11 protein-coding genes and 1 tRNA gene are annotated in these 15,611 nt (G+C 60.1%); 8 read left to right on the forward strand and 4 right to left on the reverse strand.

The genetic code is table 11. From position 1 onward, the window contains the following. Positions 1–8: 8 nt before the first annotated feature. The 8 genes from E8K79_RS05500 to E8K79_RS05535 all read left to right on the forward strand — a co-directional run bounded on the left by E8K79_RS05500 (position 9) and on the right by E8K79_RS05535 (position 12,274). On the forward strand, positions 9–1,286 hold the full coding sequence (locus E8K79_RS05500) for a cytochrome c3 family protein (RefSeq protein WP_136513822.1): 1,278 nt from the start codon (positions 9–11) through the stop codon (positions 1,284–1,286). A 6-nt stretch (positions 1,287–1,292) separates the two neighbouring features. After that, entirely contained in the window at positions 1,293–2,192 is a 900-nt protein-coding gene (locus tag E8K79_RS05505) for an NHL repeat-containing protein (RefSeq protein WP_136513823.1), read from the forward strand. 55 nt (positions 2,193–2,247) lie between these two features. Beyond that, positions 2,248–2,778, forward strand: a complete 531-nt coding sequence (locus tag E8K79_RS05510; protein WP_246043728.1) for a tetratricopeptide repeat protein — start codon at positions 2,248–2,250, stop codon at positions 2,776–2,778. 37 nt (positions 2,779–2,815) lie between these two features. Next, the gene (locus E8K79_RS05515) at positions 2,816–3,148 is read left to right on the forward strand and encodes a hypothetical protein (RefSeq protein WP_136513825.1); all 333 of its coding nucleotides are present in this window, start codon (positions 2,816–2,818) and stop codon (positions 3,146–3,148) included. A gap of 26 nt (positions 3,149–3,174) precedes the next feature. Then, positions 3,175–4,446, forward strand: a complete 1,272-nt coding sequence (locus E8K79_RS05520) for a cytochrome C (RefSeq protein WP_342782491.1) — start codon at positions 3,175–3,177, stop codon at positions 4,444–4,446. Positions 4,447–4,652: 206 nt separating this feature from the next. Then, positions 4,653–5,879: a hypothetical protein gene (locus E8K79_RS05525; protein ID WP_136513827.1), complete on the forward strand. Its 1,227-nt coding sequence runs from the start codon at positions 4,653–4,655 to the stop codon at positions 5,877–5,879. Between the two features lie 94 nt (positions 5,880–5,973). Then, positions 5,974–7,548, forward strand: coding sequence for a nuclease-related domain-containing protein (locus tag E8K79_RS05530; protein WP_162604602.1), 1,575 nt, complete (start codon positions 5,974–5,976; stop codon positions 7,546–7,548). Positions 7,549–8,668: 1,120 nt separating this feature from the next. Then, positions 8,669–12,274 carry a hypothetical protein gene (locus E8K79_RS05535; RefSeq protein WP_136513829.1) on the forward strand — a complete coding sequence of 1,202 codons (3,606 nt, stop codon included), beginning with the start codon at positions 8,669–8,671 and terminating at the stop codon, positions 12,272–12,274. A 518-nt stretch (positions 12,275–12,792) separates the two neighbouring features. On the opposite strand, the gene E8K79_RS05540 is transcribed toward E8K79_RS05535, so the two are convergent. The 4 genes from E8K79_RS05540 to pyrF all read right to left on the reverse strand — a co-directional run bounded on the left by E8K79_RS05540 (position 12,793) and on the right by pyrF (position 15,575). After that, on the reverse strand, positions 12,793–13,404 hold the full coding sequence (locus E8K79_RS05540) for a hypothetical protein (RefSeq protein WP_136513830.1): 612 nt from the start codon (positions 13,402–13,404) through the stop codon (positions 12,793–12,795). 267 nt (positions 13,405–13,671) lie between these two features. Further along, positions 13,672–13,748: transfer RNA gene (locus E8K79_RS05545), tRNA-Met, on the reverse strand. Positions 13,749–13,895: 147 nt separating this feature from the next. Continuing rightward, positions 13,896–14,642: a 23S rRNA (guanosine(2251)-2'-O)-methyltransferase RlmB gene (gene rlmB, locus E8K79_RS05550; protein WP_136513831.1), complete on the reverse strand. Its 747-nt coding sequence runs from the start codon at positions 14,640–14,642 to the stop codon at positions 13,896–13,898. 210 nt (positions 14,643–14,852) lie between these two features. Continuing rightward, on the reverse strand, positions 14,853–15,575 hold the full coding sequence (pyrF, locus tag E8K79_RS05555; RefSeq protein ID WP_136513832.1) for an orotidine-5'-phosphate decarboxylase: 723 nt from the start codon (positions 15,573–15,575) through the stop codon (positions 14,853–14,855). Positions 15,576–15,611 lie beyond the last annotated feature (36 nt).

A 15,611-nucleotide genomic window follows, 5' to 3' on the forward strand; every position in this document is an offset into this window, starting at 1 on the left:
AGTCAGCAATGAAGCAACACACCGAGATACTCATCATGATCCTGCTCGCCCTGCTCTACGTCGCCTCGGCCGCGGCGCAGGATAACGCCCTTTTGATGTTCAAGCTAAAACCCGGTGCGACAGGTAAGGTCTGCATGGACTGCCACGTCAATATCCAGGAGACGGTGAAAAAGCCGTTCGTGCACACCCCGGTCAAGTCCGGCGACTGCACCGGGTGCCACAACCCGCATACCTCGTCCCACGGTAAGCTTCTCGCCGCCGATTCGAAGCAGATCTGCGCGCAGTGCCACGCCACTGTCATCCCGGCGGACGCACGCAGCAGCCACAAGCCGGTTGCCGAAGGAAACTGCATGAAGTGCCACAGCCCGCACGCCTCTGAAAACAGGTTCAACATGCTGCGCGCAGGCAACGCGCTCTGTCTCGACTGCCACAAGGCCATGGGCGACACCCTCGCCAAGGTGAAGCACAAGCACAGCCCCGTAACCACCGGCTGCCTCACCTGCCACCTCCCCCATGCCTCCAGCAAGGCGGGCTTCCTGCTCAAGGACGAGGTGCCGGCACTGTGCACCGGTTGCCACAAGGTGGACAAGCCGATCTTCATCAAGCAGCACATGAACTACCCGGTGGCCAAGGCGCGCTGCACCGCCTGCCACGACCCGCACGGCTCCGACATGCCGAGCCTCCTCTACAACAACGTGCACAAGCCGGTAGCCAGCAAGATGTGCAGCCAGTGCCACAACGATGCCACCTCAAGCTCGCCGCTTAAGACCAAGCGCAGCGGCTCCGAGCTCTGCAAGGAGTGCCACAGCGACATGGTGAACTCCACCTTCGCGAAGAACAAGGTGCACTGGCCCCTGCTGGGCAAGCAGGGTTGCCTCACCTGCCACAACCCCCACGCGGCGAAAGAGAAGGGGCTGCTCAAGGCGGATCTGATCACCGTCTGTGGCAGCTGCCACAAGGACACCATCCAGAGGCAGGAAAAGTCGCTCACCAAGCACGACCCGATCCAAAACGGGAACTGCATGGCCTGCCACGACCCCCACGCATCGAACAGCCAGTTCCTGACCAACAAGCCGTCCATCATAGACGTCTGCGGTAAGTGCCACGACTGGCAGAAGCACTCCACCCACCCCATCGGGGACAAGATCAAGGACAAGCGCAACAAGAACCTGACCATGCAGTGCCTGAGCTGCCACCGCGCGCACGGAACCGAATACAAGCACTTCATCCCGTTCCCGACCACGAGCGATCTGTGCACCCAGTGCCATGACCAGTACAAGAGGTAAATAGCCATGTCTCGAATCTTCATGAAATACGCCGTGCTCGGCTTCGTGCTCCTCGCTGCCACCGGCGCGGCGGGGGCGGAGCGGCTCAAGCAGGTGACCGCGGTCTACCTGGACGACAAGGGGGGGGCACTCGCCGCCCCCGAGGGGATCGTCTGCGATGCCAAGGGGGGGATCGTAGTCGCCGACACTGGCAACGGCCGCCTGCTGAAATACAGCTTCAAGGATGCCGGCATCTCCGGGGGAAGCGAGGTGAAAGCGCCGCAGCTAACCGTACCGACCCGGCTGCAACTCGACTCCAAAGGAGACATCTACGCCCTGGACGGCAAATTGCGCCGCATCGCCCACCTGAAGGGGGATGGAAGCTTCGTCGGATACCTTGACCTGCATGGCGTCCCTGCCCCCGACCCTCAGATACGCAGCTTCAGGGTAGGGGCAAACGACCAGGTCTACCTCCTCGACATCCTCGGCCGAAGGGTCCTGGAGCTCGACCCAAGCGGCAACTTCCAGCGCCAGCTCCCCTTCCCTGCCGAAGCCGGCTTCTGCTCCGACCTCGCTCTGACCCGCGGGGGCGACCTCCTGCTGCTGGACAGCCTCGCCTCCGTGGTCTACGCGGCATCCAAGGGTGGGATCGAATTCAAGCCGCTGTCCAAGGACCTCAAGGAGTACGTGAGCTTCGCCACCTACCTGACCACTGACAGCCGGGGCACCATCTTCGTTATGGATCAAAACGGCAGTTCCCTGGTGACCCTCGGACCTGACGGCACCTATACCGGGCGACTGCTCGCCCTGGGGTGGAAGGAGGGGCAGCTCTACTACCCCGCGCAGATCTGCGTGAGCGACGGCGGCCTTCTTGGCATAGCGGACCGGAACAACTCCCGCGCCCAGTTCTTCGAGCTCATAAAGTAGGACATGAGGGGGGGACTCGCCCCCTCGTACTGCGGAAAACGCAAAGGATTGAATTATGAAGAGACGCATGCTTTGCAATGGATGGTTCGCCATCCTCATGCTGGCCTGGGCCGCCACCTCATGGGCGGCCCCCCAGCCCGGCTTCAGCGTGGCCTTTCGGGCCTACCAGCAGCACGACTACCCCACCGCACTCCGGCTTTTCAAGGCCGACCACGGCGGAGACTCGTGCTACCTCCTCGGCATCATGTACTACAGGGGAGAAGGGGTCCCCGCCGACAAGAAGGAAGCGATCCGCTGGCTCACCGAGGCCGCGGAAAAGAATCACCTCCGGGCCCAGTACAACCTCGGCATGATCTACGACAAGGGGGACGGAGTCCCGCAGGACCTGAAAGAGGCGGCCAAGTGGTACCGCATGGGGGCGGAAAAGGGGCATGCACAGTCCCAGTTCAACCTGGGGCTTATGTACACAAACGGAGAAGGTGTCCCAAAGGATCACGTCGAAGCGGTCAAGTGGCTGCGCCTGGCAGCGAAGAAGGGACACGTCAACGCGCGCAAGCTGCTCAAAGTCATGGGCGAGAAGTATTGACCGCGGCAACGGGACGATGACCCCAAGGAGGAACGAGATGAAACATTTTTGCCTGGCCGCAGCCGTGCTGATGATGCTGGTGGTCGCCTCAGGATGTAACAAGGCCTACGGGATCGTCGGTACCTGGGCCAACCCGCAGGTACCGGAGACGGTCCATTTCAAGGCCGACCATACCGGGGTGTTCGTCGTGAAGGGCTACCCCTCGCTGCAGTTCACCTGGCAGGACGACAAAAACGGGATGGTGAGGCTGGACATAGCGATCCAGGGAACGGTGAAATCGCTTTACGGCAAGCTCGACAACGGTGCCTTCGTCATCGCGGGGAACGGGCAGAAGGCGATCTATCGCCGGCAGGATGACCAAAAAGGTTAAACGGCATGAAGGTGCCCACGAAATTTTTGTCCGCACTTCTGTTGGTTGCGGCCGGAGCAGGCAACGCCCTCGCCTTTCACAGCGGCGGGGTCGCCGCCTGCGACGGTTGCCACACCGTACACAACTCCTCTGGCGGGATGGCGGCAAGTACCAAAGGGTCGGCGAATCAGTACCTGCTGCAGGGCTCGGATCCGAGCTCGACCTGCCTCATCTGTCACTCCGGCGCCACCCCGACCGACAGCTACCGGGTGGCCACGAACCCACCGCCTCCCCTGGGGCTGCCGCCGGTCCAGCTGACTCCCGGGGGAGATTTCGCCTGGCTGCAGAAAAACTACAGCTGGGTCGACCCCGCCACCGGTCTCGCCGTTTCCAGCAGCGGTGATGCCCACGGGCATAACATCATCGCCAACGATTTCCTGTATTTCCAGGACGCCCGCAATGCGCTGGCTCCCGGCGGCACGTACCCGTCTGCGAGCCTCAGCTGCATCAGTTGCCATGACCCGCACGGCGGGTACCGCATTCTCGACAGTAGCGGCGCGGTGGCCAAGGGGGGCAAGCCGATTGCCGGTTCCGGCTCCTACGGCGCCCTCCCCACGGCAAGCGAGGCGGTCGGGAGTTACCGGATGCTGGCGGGAGCCGGATATGCGCCCGCCTCGTACCCCCTGGCTCCTTTCGTCAACGATCCGCCCTCCGCCGTGTCCCCCGCAACCTACAACAGGGCTGAGAGCACCTCGGATACCCGTGTAGCCTATGGCCGGGGCATGTCGGAATGGTGCGGCAACTGCCACGCCGGCCTGACGCACTCCTCCTACCCCGGCGACACGGTGGCAAACCACCCCTCCGGCAACAGCGCCAAGCTCCCGACCGACGTTGTCGCCACCTACAACGCCTACATCGCCACGGGAAACCTGGGGGGGACCGTCGCCAACGCCTACACCTCGATGGTCCCCTTCGAGGAAGGGACCTCCGACGCGACGCAACTCGCCATTGCCACCACCTCGACCGCCGGCCCTTCCGTCGACGACAACGTGACCTGCCTTACCTGCCACCGGGCCCACGCCTCCGCCTGGGACAGCGCAACGCGCTGGAACTGCGCCAAGGGGGTCTACCTCACCGTGGCAGGCTCCTGGCCCGGAATCGATGCCCCCACCCTGCAGGGTCAGTCGGGGCCCGTCTCCACCGGCAAGACCATGGCTGAATACCAGCAAGGGATGTATGGGAGACCGGCGAGCCAGTACGCGACCAACCAGTGGTCCCTGTGCAACAAATGCCACGAGAACGACTCTTACAAACAGTAAATTTCACGGCGAACTTTCTACCTGCTACCCGTCCGTTCCGTGCTCCTAAAACAAAGCGCCCCTTGATCGGGGCGTTTTTCTGTCTCAAGCGCACAGCCATACCTTCTCTTCGCTAACGCCTCAAGTTATAGCCGTTCTCCCCGATGAGTCCATCATCGGGCCGAGAGAGCACCTTCCTCTTGTTGCCGCGGGAAAGGGGACAGGCTATGCGAGGAATGAAGGCTGCCATCGCTTTTTTGCTGGTGCTGACTGTCGATATCGCCGACGGGAATGCGGGCTTCCATAACGGCGGGACCGGGGCCTGCGACGGCTGCCACGGTTCGCTGGCGGCTGCCGGTTCTTCCGCTTTGCAGCCAGGCACCACGACGAGCGAGATATGCCTGCGCTGCCATGCAGCGGCACGACCTGAAGACTACCAGGTCGCTACCAGTCCGGCCCCTCCCCACGGGGTCCCCCTCGCCTCGCTCACCCCCGGCGGAGACTTTGCCTACCTGACCAAGCAGTACTACTGGTCCGAAGCCAACGGAGCGCGCGCGGTGAGCCCGGGAGAGCGGCACGGCCACAACATAGCCGCGCCGGCTTACGGTTACTTTCCCGATGCAACACTCACCTCATCCCCCGGCGGGACCTACCCCTCGGATGCCCTTTCCTGCATCAGCTGCCACGATCCGCACGGCAACTACCGGGTAACCGACAGCGCAGGCACTGTAACGGCGTCGGGTAATCCGGTCATCGGCTCCGGCTCATATGGCGCCTCCCCAAGCGCCACAGATGCCGTCGGGAGCTATCGTCTGCTTGCCGGCAGGGGATACGGTACCAGGGGCACGAGCCACGAGTTCGTTTACGACCCGCCCATCGCGGTCGCCCCGCGGGAATACAACCGCGGCGAAGATAGCGGTGATACCCGGGTCGCCTATGGCAAGGGGAGCAGCGAGTGGTGCCTGAACTGCCACGGCGGGCTGTCCAACTGGCAAGGGAGCGCCCATCTGCACCCCTCGGGGGTCGCCCTTGGTGAGGCGATCGCGAAGACCTACAACCATTACGTGAAAAGCGGCGACCTGAGCGGCAACGAGAGCGGCGCCTTCACCTCTTTGGTCCCCTTTCAAAGCGGCGACCTGACCGACGTGCGGCAACTGGCCTCGATCACCACCTCCCACGCCGGCCCCAAGCCTGACGACAAGGTCATGTGCCTCACCTGCCACCGGGCTCACGCCTCGGCCTTCGACGCCATAACCAGGTGGGACACGAAGGAGACGGTCCTCACCGTGAATGGCGGCTACCCCGGCACCGATGCTGTCAGCCAGGGGAGCGACCCTGGCGCCGCCGGCGGAAAGACCAGGGCGGAGTACCGCGTCGCCATGTACGACCGCGCCCCGTCGCATTTCGGCCGTTTCCAGCGCAGCCTGTGCAACAAGTGCCACGCCATGGACTGACCCGGGCCGGGTCAGGCCGCAGTTAATGGCGGCATTGCCGGCCCGCCATGCTATAATGAGCGCCATGGCCCCCTTCCCTCCCATGAGACGGACGATGTATATCGCGTTGCGACTGGTTCTGCTGATCTGCGTTTCGCTCTGGCTCACGTTCATTATCAACCACAAGAACTACGACTACGTCCTCAACAAGACCCTGCTCAGTATCCATACCAATCTCAAAACATCCAAGCTCACCAGCGTCCTTCCTGAAGCCGTCGAGTCGATGCTGATCCAAAACCAGAGAGGACCGCTCCAGGAGCTTCTGGACCGAAATTACAGCATCTTCGCCCTGGTGGTCACGGACTGCCGCACCGACGCCCTTTATTGCCCGGACCAGAAGGTGTTGATGACGACCTCCCCCAACCTCCTCGTCAGGAAACTTCCCGCTCGTGAGAACCTGGTCAACTATCCCTTTATCCTGCTGCGCCTGCCCGTTCCCGCCGACGCGTCCCGCTCGCAGGCGCCTCGCCCCATCATCGGAAGGCTCTACACGATCAGCACCATGCCGGAGAGCTTCGCGGACGATTACCAGGAGTGGCTGAAGGATCCCTTTGGCGACTACAGCCTGTGGAAGACCTACCTCACCACCACGGTGAACAGCCTGGTAGCCGCCCTGCTGGTGTGGGTGATTCTGGAACTCTTCATCAAGATAAAGTTGATCCAGGGAAGGGCCGCTCTGGAAAGGGAGCGCATCCTCATTGCCAACGCAGACAAATATCTGCGCCGGATGGAAGACAAAGAGGCCCAGATCGCCGAGCAGGAAAAGGCCTCTTATGCCCAGTTCGAGGTCCTTATCGGCCGGATCAAGGAGCTAGAGGCCACCCTGCACCATGACAGGGAGCAGCAGCTCGCGGCCGAAGCGATAATCCATTCCATCGAACAGGAATGGCAAGCGCAGGTGGTGCAATTCAGGGAACAGCTGGAACAGACGGGCCGGGAAAAGGCCGCCTTGCTAAGCGAGGTGACACGATACCGAAGCGCATCGGGAAAGGAAAAAGAGGAGGCGTCGCGAACCCTCACCAACGCGATCTCAACCCCCTTCGAGAACGCACTGGAACGCGAGATCAGGGAAACCCTCGGTTCCGCGACGAAGGCGAAATCGGGGGCGTGGAGGGTGCTGCACCAGGTTGATGTTGCGGTGGGAAAAGAGGTGAGCCGGTTCATTGACAGCGTGGTGATCAGCAAGGACTGCATCACGGTGATCGAAGCGAAGAACTACTCCGGCAGGATCTTCGCAGATGGGGACGTGGAGAATACCGCTTGGCACTGCCAGCCAGGGAACCGCACAGCAGTGGCGATCAAGGCGAGCTGGGGGGTGAACCCGTACCACCAGGTACGAGAGTATGTGATGACCCTGATGAACGTCGTCAACACCCGTGGCAGTTGGCGGCTGCCCGTTTATGGAGTCATCGTCTTCCCCGGCGGGGCTGACCTCTCCGGGGTAGGAGAGCGGCTCGGCAAATTCTATCGGGTGACCAGCAGCGACCGGCTCATCGCCACCCTGGACAACATCGAAGCGGAGGCCCGTCGCGAGAATGCCCACACGAAAAGGCCCCAGCCGTTGCAGGTCGAGGAGTTGGTCCTGGGGCGTAGAACCGTGAAAAATACCGCAAAGCTTGCGGCAAGATGATCTGACACCTGCTCACTATCAGCGTATGGATAACAAAACGGCCAGTCAGCTGTTTCAGCTGACTGGCCGTGCTCACCACGCACGAGACCATCACCCAGGTGTACCAGAACCTACCCGACATCGAACTGTTCCGCAGCTTCGGTTCCGAGACTGAGACAAAATATTAAGAATCTGCAGTGTAGTGAAGTCACCCTCTATTGAATTCGAAAAAAGAAGCCGCAAATACTAAAATGACTTGAGAGAGAGGAGCTGTGTCTGTAATGATTCGTGGGCTCTTGATCGGCGTCCACCATCGTACTAATAGATGACAAAGGACGCGAGCCAACTAAGACAGAGTGAAGTTGACAACCATAAAACTGGTAGTATCAGTTTAGCAAACCAACCCCACCGTGAGGACTGGGGCGGATAGTATAGGGTCTTCCTTCAGGAAGATGGTCGGGCTGCCACCGAATTATCTGCCGGCAACTCGGCCTTTTTTCTGCCCGCACGAAGCGCAGCATTTTAGAGAGGAGCTCGCTAAGCCGAGGACAACACTGTCGGCAAGCCAACAACTCATCGGCGCAGAAATGGAAAAGTCCCGACGGCCGGCACCGATCCTCACCGTCAACGCCCCTGAAGTGGTGGCGACGCCCATATGCGAAGCCTGTCGACCATCGTGCCGGTGATTGACGGGCGGAGCTTTTCACCTCTTTCAACTGCCCCATCTTGCATTTATCCAACACTAGCCTCCCGGCCTCCCGACTGCTCGTAAATCTTGCAACTGTCACTACCCGGTGGCCGCCTAAGCCCCGGCGCAAGTCTCTACGTGCGTCTGGACAAGCCCTTGAGCTGTCAGTGCCGGACCGTGGAGAACGTACCGTTTCTGGGAACCAACGGGAGCTGCACCGGCAACGATGGAGGCATTATGTCCAGCTCCGCGCTCTGGACCTGGGATTTCCAAGCCAACGCGTACTGTATTCCCTTGCCCGGTTTGGAATACGCACAGGCAGCATGCGCCCCGTTTAGCTCCGATACGCGGACGGAAGGAGGTGAAGGTACATCCCGCTAGAAACGGGTTATGGTGACGTCACCGGAGGGGAAAGGGAAACGGGAAAGAGTAGTGCCAAGAAAGGGGGATACGATGAGACTGCCGAATCGGACGGAAGGAAGAAAGCCTATTGGCACCGGAAACGTGACATCGGTAGAGCATGGCTTCGCTCCCATGGCGGCAAAGCCCATGTTGCGCAACCTGCTGGCCATGCTTCTTTGTGTTTCCATGCTCCTGCTGGCGGTCGTGCAGGCATGGGGGTCTCCGGGGCGGATGGTCCTGGTAAACGGAAAACTCCATCGGATATTGAGGAACGCTTACTCCAACAATGAACTGAGATACGCCAGGGGGCACGCCGACGGGGACTGGAAGTTCGACTCCGAGAGCATAACCCTGCCGGCGTTCACCACGCCCTGGCCGAGCCGCACCTGGATCCCCAAGTACGGAACCAATGCGGATGCCGTTGAGACGTTTGCCGCCGAGGGACTGGCCGTCTTCGATAACAAGATCTTCGTCGCCTTTACGGCCGACGCCGACGGCTCGAATCACAGTGCGGGGATGGACGCCTACGTTGCCGCCTTTGATCTGACGCCGACCACCGACGCCCCGGACGGTCACTGGCTCCTGTTTCCCGGCGGCAAGGGTGGCGGCAACACGGAGGTAGTACAGTACAACAAGGTGGCCATCGGCTCGGCCCGCGTCGACACCCCGGCCAAGGGGTGGGGCTCGGGGGCGGCGATCACCGTGTGCGACAACCAGCTTTATCTCTTCACCAATAGCGGGGTCTATACCAGCGGCGACGGCACATCCTGGACCTATCACGCCGTCCCGTTCACCACCAACGCCCAGCACGAGCCGCTGGACGCGGTGACGCTCAACACGCCTGACGGCCAGAGAATCCTTGTGGCCTACGGTTACATATCCGGCCAGCACTACTATTACGATCACCTGGACGCGGTGGATTGGAACGGGAAATTCGGCTCGCAATCCCAGTCCAAGATTCACAACGGCTCCAATGACGGCGGCCTGTACGACCCCAGCGGGCACTGGAGAGGACGGGTATCGCTGTCGGTTGGAACCAAGGCGAAAGGGAACGCAGGGGACAACGAGGATCTGGCAGCCGGTGCACTCGCCCCCGCGGTACAGCTCTTCGGACAATCAGGGGAGCAGTTCACCGCTTCCAACCACAACCCGGCGCGTCATGCGGAGTACGTTTATACCTCCATCGACGGCGGCTGGGGGACCTGGACCTGGGACAGCACGCGGGTCAAGTACTTCGACCACGTAAATCCCAGCCTCATGGTCTATCCCTGGTCAGAGTTCAAGTGCAATTCCAGCTATCCCGACAGGCAGGCGGTAAGACAATATATCGCTCTCCTTGGAGGTTATAACTGGTGGATCACCGAGACTCCCTTCGCGTTTGGTTCCGATTTCCTGGTCCCACAGCACATCGACGCCGTTCCGGCCTGTACCTTCGTCGATACCGACGGCAAAACGAAGCCCACGCCTCCTCCCGCCGGGATCGAAAACGTCACGGAAAGCATCAGCAAGAAGTACTGGACCCTCGTCGGGGTGATTCTGGGCTCGCCCCCCTTCAGCCGCCAGGGGCTACCGGAAGGGAGCAACCTCATCGGCGAGCTCTCCGGGGTGGACTTCAACAGGAGCACGACGAACACCACTGAAACCACGACGGTAATGGAGAATACGGCATCGGTATCGGTCGGCAGGAAGATAACGGTGGGGCTTCTCGATATGTTGCATTTCAGCAGGAGCTTCGATGCAACCTACAAGCACACATGGGAGAAGGAGTCTGGAACCAAGTCGAGCGTGACGGTCGCAATTTCGGACGAACTGGGAACCGGAAAGCAGAATTACAACGTGATCGGCACCCGCGGCTGGGCGCTCTTCAGCGCACCCCACGTGTACGTGCAGAACTCGACGTTGTATGCCTACGATTACCGGACCGACGCCTCCATCGGGGGTACGGCGCTGATCGACCAGGGCACGGGCTACCAGATGGACCTGCAGACCATTTCCACCAAGGGCCGCCCGGACTACGTGCTGGAGGACTTTGATCTGCGGGATCCGGTCTCCAAAACCGCGGAGTACCCGGAGGGCACCAAACCGTGGTTCAAGGGGATGGGTTCTTTCAACTACGGCGACGTGTACGACAACGCCGCGAACCTCGATTACTGGATGGCGCCAAAAAATCTCGCCAACGGCGAAATCCTGAACTGGCAGAACGATGCCCGTTGGGAAACGAGGGCGGGGGACGGAGGCACGACGTGGTATCCGTGTAAATCCACGACTTCCACTTGCACCACCGACGTACTGGCCACCAGTTCCAGCAAAAGGACGATCGGCTACACCCTGGCCACGGAGAGCATGACCGGTTCGGGACACACCAACGAGATCCAGGTGAATGCCGGCATGAGCATGGGGGGGCAAGTCGGACTCAAGGGCTTCTCGATAGGGGCTGAGAACAACATCTCGGTCGGCTACGACGGGAGGTTCAGCTGGAACACCAAGACCACCACGGGGATCGGAACGACATTGGCGGCGTACGCCACGACCCCCGCCTGCTCGGACAGGAAGTGCTTTGACCGCATGAGGATCCGGACCTACTGGCTGCACCCGGTAGCAAGCGCTGCCGCGGAAGGCAAGGTCCCATGGGTTCCTACCGCCTACAGCAGCCAGTTGCCGTGGTGCCTCACCTGGAGAATCAGCATGGCTTGCCGTGTCGGCGAATACTGCGATGACGACGCCATCAGCATGGCGCTCTCCGCTCCCAATTCGTTCGGCGGCGGGATCAGCGGCACGGCCCTCCCTCCTGCCCGTGCGTTCGGCCGCATCGTCAACGGCACCGGCGGCAGCGATGGTGGCGCACCCTACAGCCACTATGTTGTCCAAGCCGGTCGCCTGGCTTGGACAGACGAGGATGGAAGGGAGCGGCGCATTCCTATGACTGCGGAACTCTTCGATCCCGCCAAAGGCGTCACCATCGAGGTCGCCAGCGGCTCGTGGTCCTCATCCGGGAATGGGTCCTGGCACCGCAGCGGGAAAGTCTGGAAGTTCCAAAGCAACCCCGGCGCGAAACCCAGCGTTAGTCTTAGCCTTGATTTCGGCTCGGCCACCTATGACCTCGCCATCGACAAGGCCGATTTCAACGGTCGCCTGCTGGCGGGCGTCACGCAAGCCAGGCTGGTGCTCGGAGTGAATCAACTGTACACCTTCTACACCGTCTTAAACCACGACATCAATCTCAGTTGGCGGTGGAACAAACCGGCCCCGGACGACCTCCGGGCGCATGTGACATCCTTTGAGGGGCGTTACGACAGCACCAACCAATCGGGGAAAATGTCGCTTGCCGGCACCTTGCCCGCCGTATTGCCTGACTTCGGCGACGTCGAAATCAACGTGAACGACCATCCGCTCGTCGTTCGGCTGATCACCATGGATGGGTTCCAGGAAGCCTTCGAAACCGGCGGGGTTTTCAAGTATGCGAAGGAAGGGGTGATCCTGGAGATAGATTTCGGGAAAAGGACATGGTCCGCGACCTTCAACGAGAAAGGGTTCCATAACCTTCTTGCGCCGCGGTGGGGTACGGTACGCGCGCGGTTCGTCGTGGGTGGCGTTCCCTGGCTGACGGAGGACGGTGCCGTCGTGGACTACAGCGCGCTCTTGGAGCTCCGCCACTAGGTGATCCGATCAGGAGGGGAGAGCCACCTGAACGTTCTCCCCTCCGGACTCGGTAAGGCACAGCCTCGCATCACTAGTCATACGGCAATTTCGCAGGGGAATCGACCATTACAGGATCAATTCAACAAAGAGAGGGGGCGACCGTCATATCCGAAGGGAAACCTCGAAAACCGGTGCACAAATCGACCAACTAGCCGCGCCAATTGTTAATTTGGATACCAAATCTACACATTAAGGGGTCAAAGTGACAAATCAGGGGCCAAAGTGACAAATTAGGGGTCAAAGTGACAGACTAGAGGGGTCAAAGTGACAAATTAGAGGAGTCAAAGTGCAGATTAGAGGGCAAAGTGACAAATTAGAGGAGTCAAAGTGCAGATTAGAGGGCAAAGTGACAAATTAGAGGAGTCAAAGTGCAGATTAGAGGGCAAAGTGACAGATTAGAGGGTCAAGTGATTCATTCGGGTGCTGATGCGCCCCCTCACCCCGGGTAAGTGCGGATGAGGGGGTAGAACTGTGGATTAAGGGTCAAGTTGAGACAGCTTAGACCAGGGTCCGAATTCATTAGCCCCACGGACTGCCCGCATCTTCAAATAGTTCGTCTTGGAGCGGTCCACGCCCGGCACCTCGATTCCTCTGCATCTATGGGAAGCGGTAAGCAGTCTCCAGTTTGCTTCGACCTTCGGGTCTCCGTCGCACCCCCAGATCTGGTATCCCTTTGCGGTCGCCACCTTGGTGGCCGAAGCAATAAGGTGACCGGTCTTCCGGTCGTAGGACAAGTCGAAGTCTTTTGGCGCAATGAGGTGGAGCTGAGCAGAGGGTGTGCTCGTGTGTGCGGAACCCAAAGACTCCAAAATTGTCGGGTCTTTGACGGCCAACAATTTCGCCACTCCGAAAAGGATCGTCATCTCCTGCTCGACAGCCTTCCTAATGGCATCGCACTCCTTCTGTTTCTCTGGATCGCCCTTCAATGATGCAGCGAAACTGGCCTCCAAACGTTCGTGGTTCTCCGCATATCTTTCCCTCGGCGAGAAGAGGGACATAAGGTACGCCCACTTATCCGGGGGCAACGCCTCCAGCGTCGCTGCGGATTTAATGATCAACTCGTGATTGCTCAAGTCGTTGAACGGCATAGCGCTAGACCTCCTTTGAGTTTGATTGGAGAAATCTTATCTAGTTTCCAAAAGATGGCAAGGGCACAGGCGATAACCATTTTCCTGCCGGTTCGTGTCCGCTTCGCTCGGGTCGCAGCCGGCGTTGTTGACAGGTCGCCGGGGGACACTGCTGATATTATGAGATTTAAAGTTGTTGAGTGATCCGGAGGAAGGAGATTCAGCGGAATGGACGGAATTAAATAAAAAAGGCACTCAGCTGAAAAAGCCAAGTGCCTTGTTGTGTTTTGGTTGCGGGGACAGGATTTGAACCTGTGACCTTCGGGTTATGAGCCCGACGAGCTACCAGACTGCTCCACCCCGCGTCATGAACAACTCGACCTTTATACAGTACCCGCCAGCTCAAGTCAATGTTTACATTGCCTGATCTTCTTTTTTCCTTGCTGGGAAGATGAAGTTGCCAACACGGCTGCGGGCGAATGATTATTCGCCCCTACGAGCCCTTCGCTTAATTACTTCTTTACTATAAGTCTTTGGCGAACGACTTCGAACAGGAAGATCCCGCCGGCGACGGATGCGTTCAGGGAGTTAACACCTCCCTGAAGCGGTATGCTCACCACTTCGTCACACCCCTTCCGGACCAGCGGACGGATCCCCTCCCCTTCCCCACCGATGACGAGGGTCACTCGGCCGGTGAAGTCCTGCTGGTATAGAGTGCTCCTGGCGGAACCGTCGGCTCCGTAGATCCAGAAGCCCGCTTTCTTCAGACTCTCGAGCGCTTGGGATATGTTGGTCACCTGCGCCACGGGAACGGTCTCGGTAGCGCCAGCGGAGGACTTCTCGACTACGGCGGTGACGCCTGCGGCGCGGTCCTTCGGGATCACGACGGCATGGGCGCCGGCGCAGGCAGCACTACGGATCAGGGCCCCCAGGTTATGCGGGTCCTGCACGCTGTCGAGTACCAGGATGAGCCCGTTCGGATTGCCTTCAAGTCCTTCAAGCACGTCGTCGAGATCGGCATAAGGAAACGGCTCGACCTTCAGGGCGACGCCCTGGTGGTGTTCGGTGCCGCATAGGCGGCTCAGATCGCCTTTTTCACGCTGGCGCACCGGGATCTTCTTTTCAGCGGCCAGTTTCAGGAGCTTCTCCAGGCGCTTGTCGGTGCTGGTGCCGGCTACGAAAAGTTCGAAGATCTTGCGTGAGCCCCTGACGGCTTCCATGACCGGGTTCAGGCCATATATGATTTCTTCTTTTGACATGGTTCCCTCAAAATAGGTGGAGCTTCCTCACATAATGGGGAAGCTCCTTCTGTTCTTCTTCGCCGTCCCTCAAGGGAACGGTGGTTGTTGATTGTCTGTACAAGCCGCTTCGCGCCCCTCCCTGTCCCTCCCCCTCCGGGGGCGGGAACCTTTGAGCAGAGCGCCGATTGAGTTTGGGCGAATGATCATTCGCCCCTACGGGTAAATCGGCTAGCCGGCTACGATCTCGTCGACGATCTTCTGGGCGGCTTCGGCAGGATTTTCGGCAGCGGCGATGGGACGGCCGATGACGAGGTAGTCGGAGCCTGCCTTGACCGCTTCGGCCGGGGTCATGATGCGCTTTTGGTCGTCGGCGGAGGCAAAGCTCGGACGGACGCCGGGGGTGACGACGAGGAAGTCCTTGCCGCAGGCTTCGCGGATGAGCCCAACTTCCTGCGGGGAGGCGACGACACCGTCGACGCCTGCGCTCTTGGCAAGTTTGGCCAGTTTCACCACCATCTCGGGAACCGGGAGATCGATGCCGATGCCGCGCAGGGTTTCCTCGTTGGAGGAGGTGAGCACGGTGATGGCGAGAACCTTCGGACGCGGCGTGCAACCGGAGAAGTTCTTGTCGAGGGTCTCCATGGTATTGTTCATCATCTCGTAACCGCCCATTGCGTGCACGTCGCAGAGCTGGACGCCCAAGTGGCCTGCTTCGAGGGCGGCCATGGCAACGGTGTTCGGGATATCGTGGTATTTCAGGTCGAGGAAGACCTCGCCGCCGCACTTCTGGATCATGCGGACCGCTGCGGGGCCGCAGGCGGTGTAAAGCTGCTTGCCGACCTTGAACATGCCGACGTGCTGGGAAAGGAGCTCGGCCCAGTACTGGACGTGACTGAATTCCTTGACGTCCATGGCAAAAATGATCTTCTTGATTGCTTCTTCTCTGGTCATCGATTTTATCCCTTAGACGATTTGGGCAGAGCTAGC

It is taken from the genome of Geomonas edaphica, from assembly GCF_004917075.1.
Taxonomy (GTDB): domain Bacteria; phylum Desulfobacterota; class Desulfuromonadia; order Geobacterales; family Geobacteraceae; genus Geomonas; species Geomonas edaphica.